At 62.6% G+C, this 14,501-nt stretch carries 15 protein-coding genes and 2 pseudogenes; 11 read left to right on the forward strand and 6 right to left on the reverse strand.

Annotated elements, in window-relative coordinates; translation table 11 throughout:
- The first annotated feature begins 121 nt into the window (after positions 1–121).
- On the forward strand, positions 122–1,957 hold the full coding sequence (locus ACQP1G_RS17385) for an acyl-CoA dehydrogenase (protein ID WP_433205117.1): 1,836 nt from the start codon (positions 122–124) through the stop codon (positions 1,955–1,957).
- Between the two features lie 415 nt (positions 1,958–2,372).
- Here ACQP1G_RS17385 and ACQP1G_RS17390 read toward each other — a convergent pair.
- The 4 genes and pseudogenes from ACQP1G_RS17390 to ACQP1G_RS17405 all read right to left on the reverse strand — a co-directional run.
- Positions 2,373–2,553, reverse strand: a pseudogene (locus ACQP1G_RS17390) (ATP-binding protein); the annotation flags it as partial.
- A gap of 34 nt (positions 2,554–2,587) precedes the next feature.
- Positions 2,588–2,821, reverse strand: a complete 234-nt coding sequence (locus ACQP1G_RS17395) for a gas vesicle protein GvpG (RefSeq protein ID WP_433205120.1) — start codon at positions 2,819–2,821, stop codon at positions 2,588–2,590.
- Positions 2,822–3,490: 669 nt separating this feature from the next.
- Complete coding sequence (locus ACQP1G_RS17400; RefSeq protein WP_433205123.1) at positions 3,491–3,643, reverse strand: hypothetical protein; 153 nt, start codon at positions 3,641–3,643, stop codon at positions 3,491–3,493.
- 575 nt (positions 3,644–4,218) lie between these two features.
- A complete protein-coding gene (locus tag ACQP1G_RS17405) occupies positions 4,219–4,350 on the reverse strand; it encodes a hypothetical protein (RefSeq protein WP_433209602.1) in 132 nt (43 codons plus the stop codon).
- An 807-nt stretch (positions 4,351–5,157) separates the two neighbouring features.
- On the opposite strand from ACQP1G_RS17405, the gene ACQP1G_RS17410 reads away from it, so the two are divergent.
- Positions 5,158–6,204: a hypothetical protein gene (locus tag ACQP1G_RS17410; RefSeq protein WP_433205126.1), complete on the forward strand. Its 1,047-nt coding sequence runs from the start codon at positions 5,158–5,160 to the stop codon at positions 6,202–6,204.
- A gap of 112 nt (positions 6,205–6,316) precedes the next feature.
- Here the strand turns inward: ACQP1G_RS17410 and ACQP1G_RS17415 are convergent, their stop codons facing one another.
- Positions 6,317–6,631: a hypothetical protein gene (locus ACQP1G_RS17415; protein WP_433209605.1), complete on the reverse strand. Its 315-nt coding sequence runs from the start codon at positions 6,629–6,631 to the stop codon at positions 6,317–6,319.
- 143 nt (positions 6,632–6,774) lie between these two features.
- Here ACQP1G_RS17415 and ACQP1G_RS17420 point away from each other — a divergent pair, with 143 nt between their 5' ends.
- The 5 genes from ACQP1G_RS17420 to ACQP1G_RS17440 all read left to right on the forward strand — a co-directional run bounded on the left by ACQP1G_RS17420 (position 6,775) and on the right by ACQP1G_RS17440 (position 11,546).
- Positions 6,775–7,206: a hypothetical protein gene (locus ACQP1G_RS17420; protein ID WP_433205128.1), complete on the forward strand. Its 432-nt coding sequence runs from the start codon at positions 6,775–6,777 to the stop codon at positions 7,204–7,206.
- A gap of 70 nt (positions 7,207–7,276) precedes the next feature.
- Positions 7,277–7,435 carry a hypothetical protein gene (locus ACQP1G_RS17425; RefSeq protein ID WP_433205131.1) on the forward strand — a complete coding sequence of 53 codons (159 nt, stop codon included), beginning with the start codon at positions 7,277–7,279 and terminating at the stop codon, positions 7,433–7,435.
- Complete coding sequence (locus ACQP1G_RS17430) at positions 7,432–8,901, forward strand: class I adenylate-forming enzyme family protein (RefSeq protein WP_433205134.1); 1,470 nt, start codon at positions 7,432–7,434, stop codon at positions 8,899–8,901. The genes ACQP1G_RS17425 and ACQP1G_RS17430 overlap by 4 nt, the downstream gene beginning before the upstream one ends.
- A 660-nt stretch (positions 8,902–9,561) precedes the next feature.
- Positions 9,562–9,933, forward strand: a complete 372-nt coding sequence (locus tag ACQP1G_RS17435; protein ID WP_433205136.1) for a DUF6907 domain-containing protein — start codon at positions 9,562–9,564, stop codon at positions 9,931–9,933.
- Between the two features lie 509 nt (positions 9,934–10,442).
- Positions 10,443–11,546 (forward strand): serine/threonine-protein kinase, encoded by a 1,104-nt coding sequence (locus ACQP1G_RS17440; protein WP_433205139.1) that lies wholly within the window; start codon positions 10,443–10,445, stop codon positions 11,544–11,546.
- A 10-nt stretch (positions 11,547–11,556) separates the two neighbouring features.
- Here ACQP1G_RS17440 and ACQP1G_RS17445 read toward each other — a convergent pair whose 3' ends face one another.
- A complete protein-coding gene (locus ACQP1G_RS17445) occupies positions 11,557–11,952 on the reverse strand; it encodes a hypothetical protein (RefSeq protein WP_433205142.1) in 396 nt (131 codons plus the stop codon).
- Between the two features lie 630 nt (positions 11,953–12,582).
- On the opposite strand from ACQP1G_RS17445, the gene ACQP1G_RS17450 reads away from it, so the two are divergent.
- The 4 genes and pseudogenes from ACQP1G_RS17450 (at position 12,583) to istB (ending at position 14,454) form a co-directional block, all read left to right on the forward strand.
- Entirely contained in the window at positions 12,583–13,038 is a 456-nt protein-coding gene (locus ACQP1G_RS17450) for a hypothetical protein (RefSeq protein ID WP_433205145.1), read from the forward strand.
- A gap of 12 nt (positions 13,039–13,050) precedes the next feature.
- A pseudogene (locus tag ACQP1G_RS17455) lies at positions 13,051–13,200 on the forward strand (Mu transposase domain-containing protein); the annotation flags it as partial.
- Between the two features lie 160 nt (positions 13,201–13,360).
- On the forward strand, positions 13,361–13,657 hold the full coding sequence (locus ACQP1G_RS17460; protein ID WP_433209608.1) for a hypothetical protein: 297 nt from the start codon (positions 13,361–13,363) through the stop codon (positions 13,655–13,657).
- Positions 13,654–14,454, forward strand: a complete 801-nt coding sequence (istB, locus tag ACQP1G_RS17465) for an IS21-like element helper ATPase IstB (RefSeq protein WP_433208601.1) — start codon at positions 13,654–13,656, stop codon at positions 14,452–14,454. The genes ACQP1G_RS17460 and istB overlap by 4 nt, the downstream gene beginning before the upstream one ends.
- Positions 14,455–14,501 lie beyond the last annotated feature (47 nt).

Genomic DNA, 14,501 nt, shown 5'->3' on the forward strand with positions numbered 1-14,501 from the left:
ATTGAAGTTGATTGATGTGTCTCAGAAGGAAGGTCTCAGAGGCCGAGCTTCGGATACTCGCAGATAAGACGTCGGCATCATCGAAACAACGCATAACAAAATGAAAGCCGAGCTACATATCATGAGTCATTATCGAAGCAATATCAAAGACATCGAGTTCAATCTTTTCGAGGTCCTCGGTCTCGATCAGGTTCTCGATGATTTGCCCGGCACCCTGGATGCCGTGCAGATCCGGCAGATATTGAGTGAAGTCCGTCGTCTGGCCGAGGGGCCGCTGGGTGAGTCGTTCGCCGACGCCGACCGCAACCCGCCGATCTTCGATCCGGATACCTACAGCGTCACGCTGCCGGAGTCGTTCAAGAAAAGCTACCAGGCCCTGCATAGCACCGGCTGGGACAGGCTGGGCGTCGCCGTCGAACTCGGGGGTCATGAGATACCACGCGTGGTGTTCTGGGCGATAGCCGAGCTCATTCTGGGCGCGCAGCCCGCCGCGTACATGTACGGGATGGCGGGAACGAATTTCGCGAACATCTTCTTCAACAACGCCACCGAGGAGCAGAAGGGCTGGGCGAAGATCGCAGTCGATCAGGGCTGGGGCGCCACCATGGCGCTCACCGAGCCCGACGCCGGCTCCGATGTGGGTGCCGGTCGTACCAAGGCGATCCGGCAGCCCGACGGCTCCTGGCACATCGAAGGCGTGAAGCGGTTCATCACTTCCGCCGATTCCGATGATCTGTTCCCGAACATCATGCATCTTGTGTTGGCCCGCCCCGAGGGCGCCAACCCCGGCACGAAGGGCCTGTCGCTGTTCTTCGTGCCGAAGTTCCACTTCGACCCGCAGACCGGTGAGCTGGGCGAGCGCAACGGCGTCTTCGTCACAGGCGTCGAGCACAAGATGGGCCTGAAGGTCTCGGCCACCTGCGAGGTCACCTTCGGCGGCCACGGTGTCCCGGCCAAGGGCTGGCTGGTCGGCGAGGTACACAACGGCATCGCGCAGATGTTCCAGATCATCCAAGCGGCGCGCATGATGGTCGGCACCAAAGCCGCAGCAACACTGTCGACCGGCTACCTGAACGCACTCGAATTCGCGAAAACCAGACTCCAGGGTCCCGACATGACCCGCATGTCCGACCCGTCGGCCCCCAAGGTACCGATACTGCGCCATCCGGATGTGCGCCGCAGTCTGGCCATCCAGAAGGCCTACGCCGAGGGTCTGCGTGCCATCTACCTCTACACCGCCGCGCACCAGGATCCGGTTGTCGCCGAACAGGTTTCGGGTGCGGATGCCGATCTGGCCGCGCGTGTGAACGATCTGCTGCTGCCGATCGTCAAGGGTGTCGGTTCCGAGCGGGCCTACCAGTACCTGACCGAATCGCTGCAGACCTTCGGTGGCTCCGGCTTCCTGCAGGACTACCCGATCGAGCAGTACATCCGCGACGCGAAGATCGACTCGCTGTACGAGGGCACCACCGCCATCCAGGCGCAGGACTTCTTCTTCCGCAAGATCGCCCGTGACCGCGGCGTCGCACTGGCCCACGTGGCCGGGCAGGTGCAGAAGTTCATCGAGTCCGAGGCGGGCAACGGTCGCCTCAAGGCCGAGCGCAAGCTGCTGGCGACCGCGCTCGAGGATGTGCAGGCCATGGCCGCCACCCTGACCGGGCACCTGATGGGTGCACAGCAGGATCAGACCGAGCTGTACAAGGTCGGCCTGGGTTCGGTGCGCTTCCTGATGGCCGTGGGCGATCTGCTGATCGGCTGGCAGCTGCTGCGTCAGGCCGAGGTTGCCATCAAGGCCCTCGACAACGGCGTGACCGGCGCCGATGAAGCGTTCTACACCGGCAAGGTCGGCGTCGCGCAGTTCTTCGCCCGCAACGTGCTGCCCGAGCTGACCGCGACCCGCGCCATCCTGTCGAACCTGGACAACGACATCATGGAGCTCGACGAAGCAGCCTTCTGAAATCTCTCGTCGACGCGCACAAGACGTTCTGCGAGTTCGTCGACGGTGCCCGCTACGGCTGGCCGGCAAAGTGCCTAGAGCTGTTCGGTTCCGCACCGCAGCAGGTCTTCCATGAGTGAAACAGCAGGTGTCGATGTCCTACTGCTGCGCGTGTTGCACCAATTGCAATGGACCCGCTGGCCGGAGGCGGTCTTTTTCCTGGTGACTTGCTGGTCGTGACACTCCGAGTCGACCACGAACACTGGTCGCAGGATCCTTTCGCAGTCACTCGCATACGAAACGCCATCGACAAGGTGCGGGACCTTGGGTGATTTGACCGAGCACGGTGCACCGCATGAAGAAATTTGGAACCGTATAACAGATTTCCTGGCCGATCTGCCCGGCGAGGAGCCGAACAGATCGACCGATGAGTAGGTCAGCCCTTGGCGGCGCGGGTGTGGGCGAGGCGGTAGTAGTCGGTGCCGGTTTCGATGATGTGGCCGCCGAAGGTGAGTCGGTCGACGATCGCGGAGAGAGCCGGGGTCGGTGAAGGTTTTGGTCCAGCCGGAGTAGGTGTCGTTGGAGGCGATGGCGACGAAGTTCTTCTCCTCGCGTTGGTCATCGTCGCTGGGACTGCGGCGTGGTGTGGGGTCATGGCCCGTAGCGCACCATACGGTGAAAGACCTCTCGCTGGGCTGCGGTCTTCTCCAGCTCCGACAGTTCTCCTGCGGCCGCGGCCTCGGCGATCCGTTCGAGTTCGCCGCGGATGGCTGCCGAGTCGGGTCGTGTCTGCTGCTCGGCCTGATCTCGAATGGCTTCGGTGAGCCGGATCATCCCTCTGATCGCCGTCAGCGGCAGCGTAACGATCGGTGAGATCAACCCCACGGCTCGCTCCTTCGGCGGTGGCTATGCGATTCCGGCACGGCAGCTCACCGGCTCCACGCGAGACTGACGATCAACTCGACCATCGATTCTCTCCTCACGATGTGGACAGCGCCCGCCACCGACCCGTTGTCAATGGCCACGGACACCCCTGACCGCCGTCCGCCCCGCCCCAACAGTTGCTTGCCGAGGCTGCGCCGAACGTCGTTGCTCTATGCGCCGGAACCCGATGATCGGTGGTCTCGTGCCCAGGCCTGGTCTCGTTCATCGTGCCCGGTTCGTGCTGGACACGTGGATCAAACCGGCGTTCGCGACCTCACCGATACTTATAGTTTCCGACTATGGAAGATGGGCATCGGAAGGGGCGTGATCACAACCAGCACGACTGCCACGGTCGCCCAGTCGACTGCGGCGGTGCAGCACGACCCAAACGAGCCTGGATCCCACAGCGGGTTCGGCGAGCGGGCTCTGGCCGCGTAGCCGTTGATTCCGGCATGGACCGCATGGCTGCTCGCGCATGCCGGTGAGCCGTTTGCGCGCCTGCCATAGCAGATGAACTACCCGCTCTGGATCACACCAATGATCTGGATCGGCGCACCAGCGAGGTTTGGGGCTCATCACCCGCCGTACCTACCATGCCGAACTCGCCGCGGATCGGTGCAGCAACCCGGCTTATTCTACCGCGACCACCAGGGTGGGATCTACGCCCACGCCCCGACGCTGCCGGATGACACCGAGTTCTACGCGGCGCTGGAATCCGGGCAGGAATGGACCGGCCACCGGTATTTCCACGACCTCGATCGAGGCGAGGGAACTTGACCGCACACCGCCCCACAGTCACTGCGGGGACTCCCACGCCCCACACCGCCATGGCTCTGGAGTCGTGCCCACGCGTAGGCGGCGATCGACTCGGTCATCAGGCCCGATGACGATATTGATCGTCGAAAAGGCGGCCGGATCTTTCAGCCACAGGGTGAAGCTGTGCGTGCCCGCCGAGTCAAGGGGTCACTCGGCGGGCACGCGGCGCTCCCGCCGAGAGACGAGAGGAGTCCTCGGCGGGGAACGCAGTCAGTTGGTCAATATTGATGGACGAGCAAGCGTCGGTTAACGAGGAGCGGATCACGGCTCGATGCACAGCCATCAATTCGAAGTCGCCGCAAAACTTCGGAATTATCGAGCTTTGGATCGATTCTGCCGATCATGGCATTGCAGGTACATTGCCGGAATCATCTCGAGCGAGCAGCAGCGTTAGCCTTCTTCCTCGCGGCAATGTCACTCGAATTCCATCGATTTGCACAGTCGGCGCGCCGTAGCAATTGTGATCGCAAACCCGTCCGGCTCTGCGTACCGGACGGGATTGCGCGGTAACCGTGAGGGGTATGGTTACCGATTCATTTAACTCACTTGGCTGGAACGAACGGTTGGTTGATCATGGTGAAGTACTGGATTGCGGCCAGTATCGCCGCTGGTGCCGAGACGAACAACTGACCTGCGAGGGCACCCAGTGCACCGACCGCAACGATGCCTGCCAAACAGCCGACCACAGCTAACGGGATTAAGCCGCCGAACATGGCAAGGAGCGCGCCGGATTCCTCACCGAGCCGGTGGCCCCCAAGAGCACTCGCGATTCACCGCGACCGTTATGGTCGGGCACCGACCCCTTCGTCTGGTTGTCGTTTGCCCACATCTCATTCTGTTTCGACGCGGCATGTCGTCTTATGGGTTCCGAGGGGTAACTTCCCCAAGAATTCGTTATGCATTACGTCCCGCCTGCGAACCTCCGAGACGCAGCGATTCCCCCGGGGGGGCGGCAAAATATCCGAGAAATAGCAACCGACCGTCGCAGCGACTCGCACAACCGATCTCAATCCGATACGTCCAGTGATCCAGGTATCTTTGCCGTGCCGCCCCCTCCCCGAGGCGCTTGCCCAAGTCTATTGCCGTGACCGTGTTCGGTATGGCAGACGCTAACCGGTATCACCGTCAAATGCAATGGGGAATTTCCGAAAGGCGCTACGAGACAACCAGATAACAGTCACGACCGCGATCGTGTTGGCCTCGCTCTCGCAAATGTCCGGTCCGGACGCCAATATTTGCGCCGTGGCCATTGCAAACAGGTCCAGCTACCGCTAACTGCGGTTTCCCTTTACTGCTCACCTCGCTAGGCTTCATTCGATGTCTCGGGTGATTCGAGGGTCGTCCTTGTCCGTGTCGGTGCAGTCTGCCGCAGAGGCAAACTCCTCAAGAGGCCAGTCGACATCACACCGGCCGGACCAAAAAATCACCCAAAACGGAGTTCGCCTGAATGCGATCCAAACGACACCATTACCTTCGAAGCCATGCAGGGTGAGTTTTCGGTTCCCGCCACGATCGGCAAGGGCAAGTTCGAGGCCGCGGTGGTAGCGGCACGAATCATTCCGCTGTCCGAGATCGTGGAGATCCCGGGCTTCGCCGACCTGACGGTGGAGCAGAGCCAACGTGTGGCCTTCACGCCGGCGAATCTCCAGTGGGTATCTCGACGGGTGTACTGGATGCAGCGCGGCCGCAGTGCCACGTTGCTGAGAGGGGTCGATCTCGATTACCGGGCCGAGCAGGTGCAGCTGGAGAACAGGGTGCGCGCCGACCTCCACCGCATCGTCGCCACAGCCGCAGCCGGCGACTCCCGCTTGCTCGACCAACTCGAGTTCGGGGCTCCGTCGACGGTCTCGGGCGTCCCCAAGCTCCAAGAGCTGTTGGGCGGTGGCCGAGGTCCGATCGCCATGTTTGATTCGCCTGCTGCCGACATGGCAGGACCGTTGCGTGACATCGCGGCGTCTGCGGACCCGGCGGAGCGGGCGCTGTTGGCGTTGATGCGGTGGAATCCAGACTTCCTGGACATGGTGCCGGGTTTCGCCACCGCACTGCACACCAGGCTGCGCGACGTGCGGGTCTGCTACTGGTACGCGGAGGGTCCCGCGCTGCTGTACTTTGTCGAGGCCGCGGACGGTGACAATGTGGTTTGGGTGGGGTGGGATCCGCGCATCTCCACCGGGCCGACGCCACCGTTTTGGGAGACGCTGCCACCGGCGGTGCGCCGGTTTCTGAGCGACGTCCATCCTGGCTTCACCATGCTCGACGGCGAATCGTTCGGCCTCGCCCAACCCTCGTACATGTCTACTTTCGCCGCGTGGGCGGGCTGGCCCGACGGCATTCCGGACTGGGACGGGGAGGAAGTCATCGCGTCGACCGCGATGCTGTGGTTGACGGGCAACGGAGGTGACACCATTCTGTGTACGTCACCCGATCTGGCCGTCGGCGAAGCGGCCGTGCTCTTCGAGAACGACTTCGGTGTCAGCGAACTCGGCCCTGAACTGGACCGCCTGATGCTTCGGCCGTTGCGCATGTAGATATGACGCCGCGTTTTCCAGCGGGCGGCGACTGCAAACCGCACCCGAACACCGGCCGACCCACCAGACTGGTTCCGCATTCCACCACAGCAGGTCCGGCTGGACGAACTGGTCACCACTGCGACGGTGCCAGCCCACCGGGCGTGGCTGACACCACGCCCATGTAGTTGCGCGCGGCCGAAGCGAACTTGCGACAGGTGACCAACTCCTCGCGCCACCCGGCGAAGAACTGCTCCATTCCGATCTCGGTCGGCGGGATCCGCACCAAGGTGTCCACCGACATCGCGGGCCGGTTCATCTCATCTATCGGGCACTCGACCACACGGCCGGTCAACTCATGCAGGGCGACCTTGTACCGGATCTCGAGGAAGTCGAAATAGGTCATGCGCAAGCCGTACCAGCTGTCCGGTTCGGACGCCGAATTCACCTCCCCGACCTGCGCTTTAGATACGATCCCGCTCCCTGCGATCTTGCCAATCCTATGTCAATTGCCCGATATTCGAGTCGGCTGCATCGCGCTATCGAAGAGGTACCGAACATGACTGACGAGTCTGACGAGGAACAACAGTTATGACGAACATTGGAGATTGGGAGCAGCGGCCAGAGTTCGAGCTCGCCGAGATCCGGCGAGGCATCCAGTCAGTGTCGGACGCTATGGCTGGCTTGCGTGGCCGTTGCGGTGCCTTCGGCGTCACCGTCGAAGTCGACATACGCGGCGTCATAACCGACCTGGAAATCGTGCCGAGCGCAATGCAGCGGTCGAGCGCGCAACTCGCTACCGTGTTGCTCGACTGTCACGGGAAGGCTCTCGAGGAGGCGACCGCGAAGGCTGAAAAGCTCTGGCAGGGAGTCGATCTCCGTGTTCGCGACGTCGTGAAAGGGCAAGCCGGAGAACGGCAACCAGCCTACATATCAGGCGCCCCGACAATGACTGAGGAGGAGATTCAGTCTGCGGACGACGAGTACTTCGAGAGGAAGAACCGTCAGGGTTGGTTGCAGTAGCCGATGCCGATTCGCTTCCCGCATCGGCATCGGCGGTATTAGATAGAAAGATGCTCTAAGACGATTTGACATGACCACAACACTGCACATTGCGACGACAATCCGTACTTCAGAAGCAGCTGCCACGGCGCTCGACGCGACCGCTGAAGAGATCGACCGCATGTCGATGTCCGAGCGAATCGTTTTTCGTCGTAGCCGTCGCATGACCGAGCGGATGCAGTCTCGATGAATATCGCACAGCTGCTGGTCAAAGGCGCCGATGCTGGCCCAGGGAACGCGGCCTGGGTGTACGGCGACGCCGCCGCGAGCTATACCGAAGTTGTCGACCGGGTCGGTCGGTTGGCGGGGGGCCTACACACTCTCGGTCTGGTAGCCGGCGACCGTGTGCTTATCGATGTCCCGAACTGTCCCGAGCTGGTGGAAATGCTCTGGGCATGTTTCTGGGGCGGCTTCGTAGCCGTTCCGGTCAACTGGCATCTGCATCCCGACGAGGTGGGCTATATCGCGAGCCACAGCGCCGTGGCCGCAGGATTTGTGGCACCGCAGACCGAGCAGGTCGTAGGCGTGTTGCCCCTGGGCACACACGTGGTGAGCACCGAAGTCTTGGCATCCGGCGCAGCGATGGCGATGTGGGAGACCAGTTCCGATGATCCTGCTTGGCTTTTCTACACATCCGGTACGACCGGTCGACCCAAGGGTGCAACGCTGACCCACCGCAACCTGTTGGCGATGACGTTGAACTACTACGCCGACGTCGACCCGGTCGCGGCCGGCAGCACGTTCCTCCACGCCGCACCGCTAACGCACGGAAGCGGCCTCTATTTGCTCCCCAGCACTGGGCACGGCGCGACAAATGTCATCCAGAAGTCGAAGCGGTTCGATCCGGCCGAGTATCTCTGTCTCGTCGAACGGCACCGCGTCACCCACGGCGCGTTTCTCGCACCGACCATGCTCAAACGTATCGTCGATGCTGCGCGCGGCAGCAGTAACGACTTGGCGTCGTTGCGGTCGATCGTGGTGGGCGGGGCCCCGCTTTACCGCGACGACCTCCGGGCCGCACGGCAGGTACTCGGCCCAATCGTCACCCAGATCTACGGCCAGGGCGAGGCACCCATGACCATCGCGGCAATGCGCGCCGAGGAGACCGATGAGTCGCGGCTCGGATCATGCGGTCGCACCTTCACTGGAGTAGAAGTCCGTGTCGCAGACGGCGGCGAGATCCTTGTTCGGGGTGATGTCGTAATGCGCGGCTACTGGTCGGATGAAACCTCGACGGCACGGACCTTGGCGGACGGCTGGCTGCGCACCGGAGACATCGGCCATCTCGATGAAGCCGGCTATCTCTATCTGACTGACCGAGCCAAGGACGTCATCATCACCGGCGGCTCGAACGTCTATCCCCGCGAAGTCGAGGAGGTCCTGCTTACCCATCCGCACATCCGCGAGGTGGCGGTGATCGGCGTCCCCGACAGCGAGTGGGGCGAATCCATTTGCGCGGTAGTCGTTCCCGTGTCCGGCCACCGTCCCGACGGGGACGAGCTAGCCGCCTTCTGCCGGCGCTATCTCGCCTCGTTCAAGAAGCCGCGGTACGTCCACATCGTCAGCGATCTTCCGAAAAACGCAACCGGAAAGGTCCTCAAACAGCAACTTCGTGCATTGGTGGCCGAACGCATGGGTGTGGCGTTTCCCGAGTGAACTTGCCGAAATTGGTTGGTTTGAATCCCCCGGTGAGTCCGGAGACTTTGATGTACCCCGGTTTTCGCGGAGTCGGGATGCTGGACTCTAGGTCATGGGTTGGATTATTTGCGTCCGGACCGGACATTTGCGAGAGCGAGGCCAACACGATCGCGGTCGTGACTGTATATCCGGTTGTCTCATAGCGTCTTTCGGAAATTCCCCATTGCATTTGACGGCGATACCGGTTAGCGTCTGCTGTGCGGATACCTGGATCGCTGGACGTATCGGCTTGAGATCGGTTGTGCGAGTCGCTGCGGCGGTCGGTCGCAGATATTCACGATTTCATCGATTATCTGCATCGATCTTCAATGCCTTGATGGAAATAATTTAGGGTCTTATCGCCTTGTGGGTGCGGCGGGGCTCAAGTCCGGCCGGCTTCGTTCACCATGGGAGGGATCGATTGTGGCCATTGTTCTTTCGTGTCCGGCGTGGTGTGATCGGCATCGCGATCCGGATCGGCCGTGTGATTGTGGTGTGCATTTCGGCCCGGAATTGTCGGTTCCGGTTTCCGGGATGGTCTCGTCGGGTGTGCGGCGGGTGTTTGTGCAGTTGGTTGCGGTGGACTGTGATGGTGTGCGACACCGCGTGATCGGTCTCGTGGCACCAGGTCTTGGTTATGTGGAGTTGACGTCTGAGCAGGCGCGAGCGGTGGCTGAGCGGTTGATCGTGGGGACGGAAGTGTGTGGTGTGGCGGCCGCGGTCGAGATGTGCCGTCCGTTGTGGTGTGTCGATCATCATGACCTGGATCCGTCGGACCCGGGTGGACTGGTGGAGCATCGCGGTCCTGAGATGTCGGTGAAGGTGTCGGGGCCTGAGCGATCGGGTGCTGAGGTTGGAGTGCGGGTGAAGGCGGTGGATGTGGACAGGGCCCGTTATGTATTCCTGGAGTTGATATTGCCGGGCGCGGTGGCCGATGTGACCGACGCGCAGGCGTGCAAGGTCGCGGCGCATTTGCTCGATGCCGCCGATGTCCATGACGGTCTGCAATGACTACAGCGCCGCCGGTAGATCGGATGGGTACGGCTGGCGGTGAGGTGTCAGGGCGAACGATCGGTGGGGCTGCACAGCTGACGGGCTTGCGGGGATGCGACGAAGAACTAGTGATCCCGGTATCGAATGGCAACCATGAAATATGGCAGTCAATGATGAAATTCATCAGATCAGAGACGTAGTCTCGCGACTGTTGTGTAAGCATTCAGCGATTGCCCCAGACACTCCCGGACGGGTTTGCGGTCGCGATTGCTACGGCGCGCCGACTGCGCAAATCGGTGGAATTCGAGCGGGATTGCCGCGAGGAAGAAGGTTAACGCTACTGCTCGCTCGAGATGATTCCGGCAATGTCCCTGTGATGCCATGATCGGCAGAGTCGATCCAAAGCTCGATACATCAATCAGCAGTAAGGAAGTTGTTCAGGATGAAGGGCGTCGAGCAGTCGTGCCCGCTCACGCTGGATCGCCGTATCGTCAAGCTCAACAGTGGATGTCGGGAAAGGCGTGCAGGTGGGGCAGCAAGGGTTCGTGGCGGGGGAGGTATTCGCCGGGCACCGGATCGAGCGGCTGCTCGGGTCCGGTGGGAGTGGCGAGGTGTACCTCGCCACCGATCTGGGTCTAGGACGTCGGGTCGCGTTGAAAGTTCTCACCCCCACGGTGAGCGGCGACAGCGATGTCCGGCGCCGGTTCGAACGTGAAGCCGAGCTCCTCGCGCAACTGGAGCATCCGAACATCGTCACCGTCTACACCCGCGGCACCGAGCGCGGGCGACTGTGGCTGTCCATGCGATACGTCCACGGCGTCGACCTGGCCACCGAACTGCATGCCGGAGCGATGCCCACCGAACGGGCCGTACGCATCATCACCGAAGCGGCGGCCGCGCTCGATCACGCCCACCATGCCGGGGTCCTGCACCGCGACGTCAAACCCGCCAATATCATGCTCACCATCCCCGGCGATCACGCCAGACTCGTCGATTTCGGAATCGCGAAATCCATCGACGACCTCACCGGACCAACACACACCGGGGAAGTCCTGGCCAGCTTCCACTACGTCGCCCCCGAACGATTCGACCCGAACGCACAGGTAGACCGCCGCGCCGATGTCTACTCCCTGGGCTGCATGCTCTACCAGATGCTCACCGGCACGCCGCCATACAGCGGCCAAGACGTCCTTCAACTCATGAACGGCCACCTCAACATCACCATCCCCCAACCCAGCACCACCAACCCCACACTCCCGGCCGCGCTCGACACCATCATCGCCAAAGCCCTGGCCAAACACCCGAACGACCGCTACGACACGTGCACCGACCTCGCCACCGCCGCAGCCACCGCACTCACCCACCACGACACAACCAACACCCCGCCTACAGACACCCCAAAGACTGGTTCGATATCCGATCTCGTAGACGGCATCTTCAACTGTCTCTTCGGCGTCGGGTGCCTTGTGGTATTTAATTGGATCTACAACCGTGCTGGGCATCACGCGGATATCAACTCCGGCATCCCGCTCGTGGTCGGCTTCATCAGCATTTTCTCGGGGCTGTACAACATCACTGTTTGGATTGACAAACGGCAGTCCTCGCAGCGTAGGGATGACCGACCGCAATAAGAGGGGTCGCTCATCCATCAGTCGGTGGCCGTCGGCGCGGCGGACGAAGGACTGCCATGGCGATGAACAACCTGAGCATCCCACCGGCCCTCCACTGGGGAATTGCAGGAATTATTAGTTCTGTCCGCGCGGTGAGCACGTTCAGGATCCGGCGCATCGTCGCGAGGTCGGCGTCCGCGATAGCCACGATATCCTCGCCCGGCCAGGGGCCCGACCATCGACGGGCGAGGGTATCGCGGATCGTCCGCGTCACCTCGAGGACGTGCGTCTGCTCGGCCATCGAACGCAGCTCGACAAGCAGCCGGTCGACACACTCCGCGCCCGCGCCGCTGCGGTCGGCGCGCTCCCGCTCGGCCTGAGGACACGAGGACATCGAGCGCGGCGGCGATCTGCCCGCGGTATTCATTCGGCAGCGTAGCGGCTCCGGGTTTCCAGAGGCGGTCCGACGTCAACCCGAATGAGCCTCGGCGACTTCACACCCAGTCTTCCCGAAATCACCCCCGACTGGTGGCCCGCTCGAGTGTGATCACCTTACCTGGCGCCACTTTGGCTCGTTCTGCACGAATGCTAGCCCCATCGGGGTGGTGATCATTCCCGCCGGGTGGGTGCGGTGTGTCGTCATGAATATTGGCCCCACCCTCGTTCAGATCGTCCCTATCGGTCGTCGTCAGGGAGGTCAGTCAGGATGCGGTCACGAGTGGAACTGTTTCGAGCAGATCAGAAGAGACCGCCGACTCGATGAATTGTCGATCCGTGAGCTTGCAGATCGCCATGGCGTGCACCGTCGGACGGTTCGACAAGCACTCGCGGCCTCGATTCCGCCGCCGCGCAAGACTTATTCCGCTCGGCGTAAGCCGGCGATCGATCCGTGGGTCACGGTGATCGACGCCTGGCTCATGGAGGACAAGGCCGCGCCACGCAGCCCGGCGGGTTTGGCAGCGCCTGGTCGCCGAACATCAGGCGACGCTCTCGGAGGTGATGGTCTCGCGTTACGTCGCGCGCCGGCGGGGTCGAACTCGGGCTGTTGCAGCATGAGGTGTCGATCCCGCAGACGCATCTGGTCGGAGCCGAGGCTGAAGTCGACTTCGGTAAGTTCTACTCGACGATCGCAGGCGTGGTCGTGAAGTGCTGGATGTTCGTGATGCGACTGTCCCACTCGGGCAGGGCTTTTCACGTTGCGTTCGCGACTCAGGCGCAGGAAGCCTTTCTGGAGGGTCATGTGTTGGCCATTGACTATTTCGGCGGCGTTCCGGGCCGGGTCTGTTACGACAACCTCGATTCCTTCTTCTGCCGCCCCGGCGTCGACGGTGCGCATGAGAAGGGCGGCGTGGAGGGAGAAATCGGCCGTTTCCGCCGACGCCATCTCGTCCCGGTGCCCAAGGTTGCCTCGCTGGCAGCGCTCAACGAGTTGATCGTCGAAGGTGATCGGCTGGACGACGATCAGGTGATCACCGGTCGACCCGATCACCATCGGGGCCGCGTTCGCCACTGAGGTGGGGCGCTGATGGGGTTGCCGGTCGAGGTGTTCGACTGCGCGCGACTGCTTCAGGCGCGGGTGGATAACCGGGCCGGGGTGTCGGTGCGGCAGTGCTTCTATTCCGTCCCGGCGCGTTACGCCGGGCGACGCCTACCGGTCCGTTTGTCCGCGCGGACAGTCGAAATCTACGACAGGCCAAGGATAGTCGCCCGTCACGAACGGGCGGTCGGACGGTACGTCGACGTCTTCACTCTCGATCACGATCTTGAGGTCCTCAAGTCCAAGCCCGGTGCATTGCCCGGAGCGACTGCGCTCGCGCAAGCAAAAACCCGCGGCGGTGTTCACCACCGCCCACCATGCCTACTGGGACGCGGCCCGACGCCGCCGCGGGCGACGCACTGGCACCCGCGCCCTGATCGGGATCCTGCTCGCTCACCGGACCATGACCGCGTCGGCGTTGACAGCCGCGATGGACCGGGCCGTCGCCTCGGGATGTCTGGATCACGAGGCCGCGTTGATCGATGCCCGCCGCGACACCACCGCGGTCGCGCCGATCGGCGCGCTGGCCCGCTACGACCGGCCCGCACCCTCTCTGACCGATTACGACGACCTACTCACCAGGAGCGGATCTTGACAACCACAACCAGCAAGACCACGACCGGCGATGCCGCCGCGCACGCCTCGATCGGCGCAGCGGCACGCGAGCTGCAACTGCCCACCGTCCGCGCGGAAGCGGGCCGCCTCGCCGAGCTCGCCGACCGGGAGCGCCAAACCCATCTGCGTTACCTCGCCGATGTCCTGGCCGCAGAGGTCGACGACCGCACCGAACGACGCCGGACCCGCCACATCAACGACGCCAAGTTTCCGAGACTAAAACGCCTCTCGGACTTCAACATTGATGCCGTCCCCACGATCGGAGCCACCACCCTGGGCCAACTCGCAGCCGGGCAGTACATGGACGCCGGGGAACCGATCGTGCTGCTCGGCGACTCCGGCACCGGCCAGCGCCACCTCCTCATTGGACTCGGGTTAGCGGCCTGCGAACAAGGCCGCCGCGTCCGCTACATCACCACCGCACAACTGGTCAACGAACTCGTCGAAGCCGCCGACGAACGCGTCCTATCCCGAGTCGTCGCACGCTACGGACGCCTGGATCTGCTCTGCCTCGACGAGTTGGGATACGTCCAAATCGACCCTCGCGGAGCGGAATTGCTGTTCCAGATCATCACCGAACGCGAAGAACGAGCCTCCATCGCGATCGCCACCAACCTGCCCTTCAGTGAATGGGGCACCGTCTTCCCCGACCCGTGCCTCGTCTCGGCCATCGTCGACCGCGTCACCTTCAACGCTCACATTATCGAGACCGGCACCCAGTCCTACCGCCTTCGCACGAGCAAGACCACACGCAGCCGGAGCCGTAAGCCTGCCTAGGCTGCGCTGCGGAGACAGTCGCCTAGGCCCTGTTTTGAAAGTAGGTG

This window comes from Nocardia sp. CA-107356, assembly GCF_050946365.1.
Taxonomy (GTDB): Bacteria; Actinomycetota; Actinomycetes; order Mycobacteriales; family Mycobacteriaceae; genus Nocardia.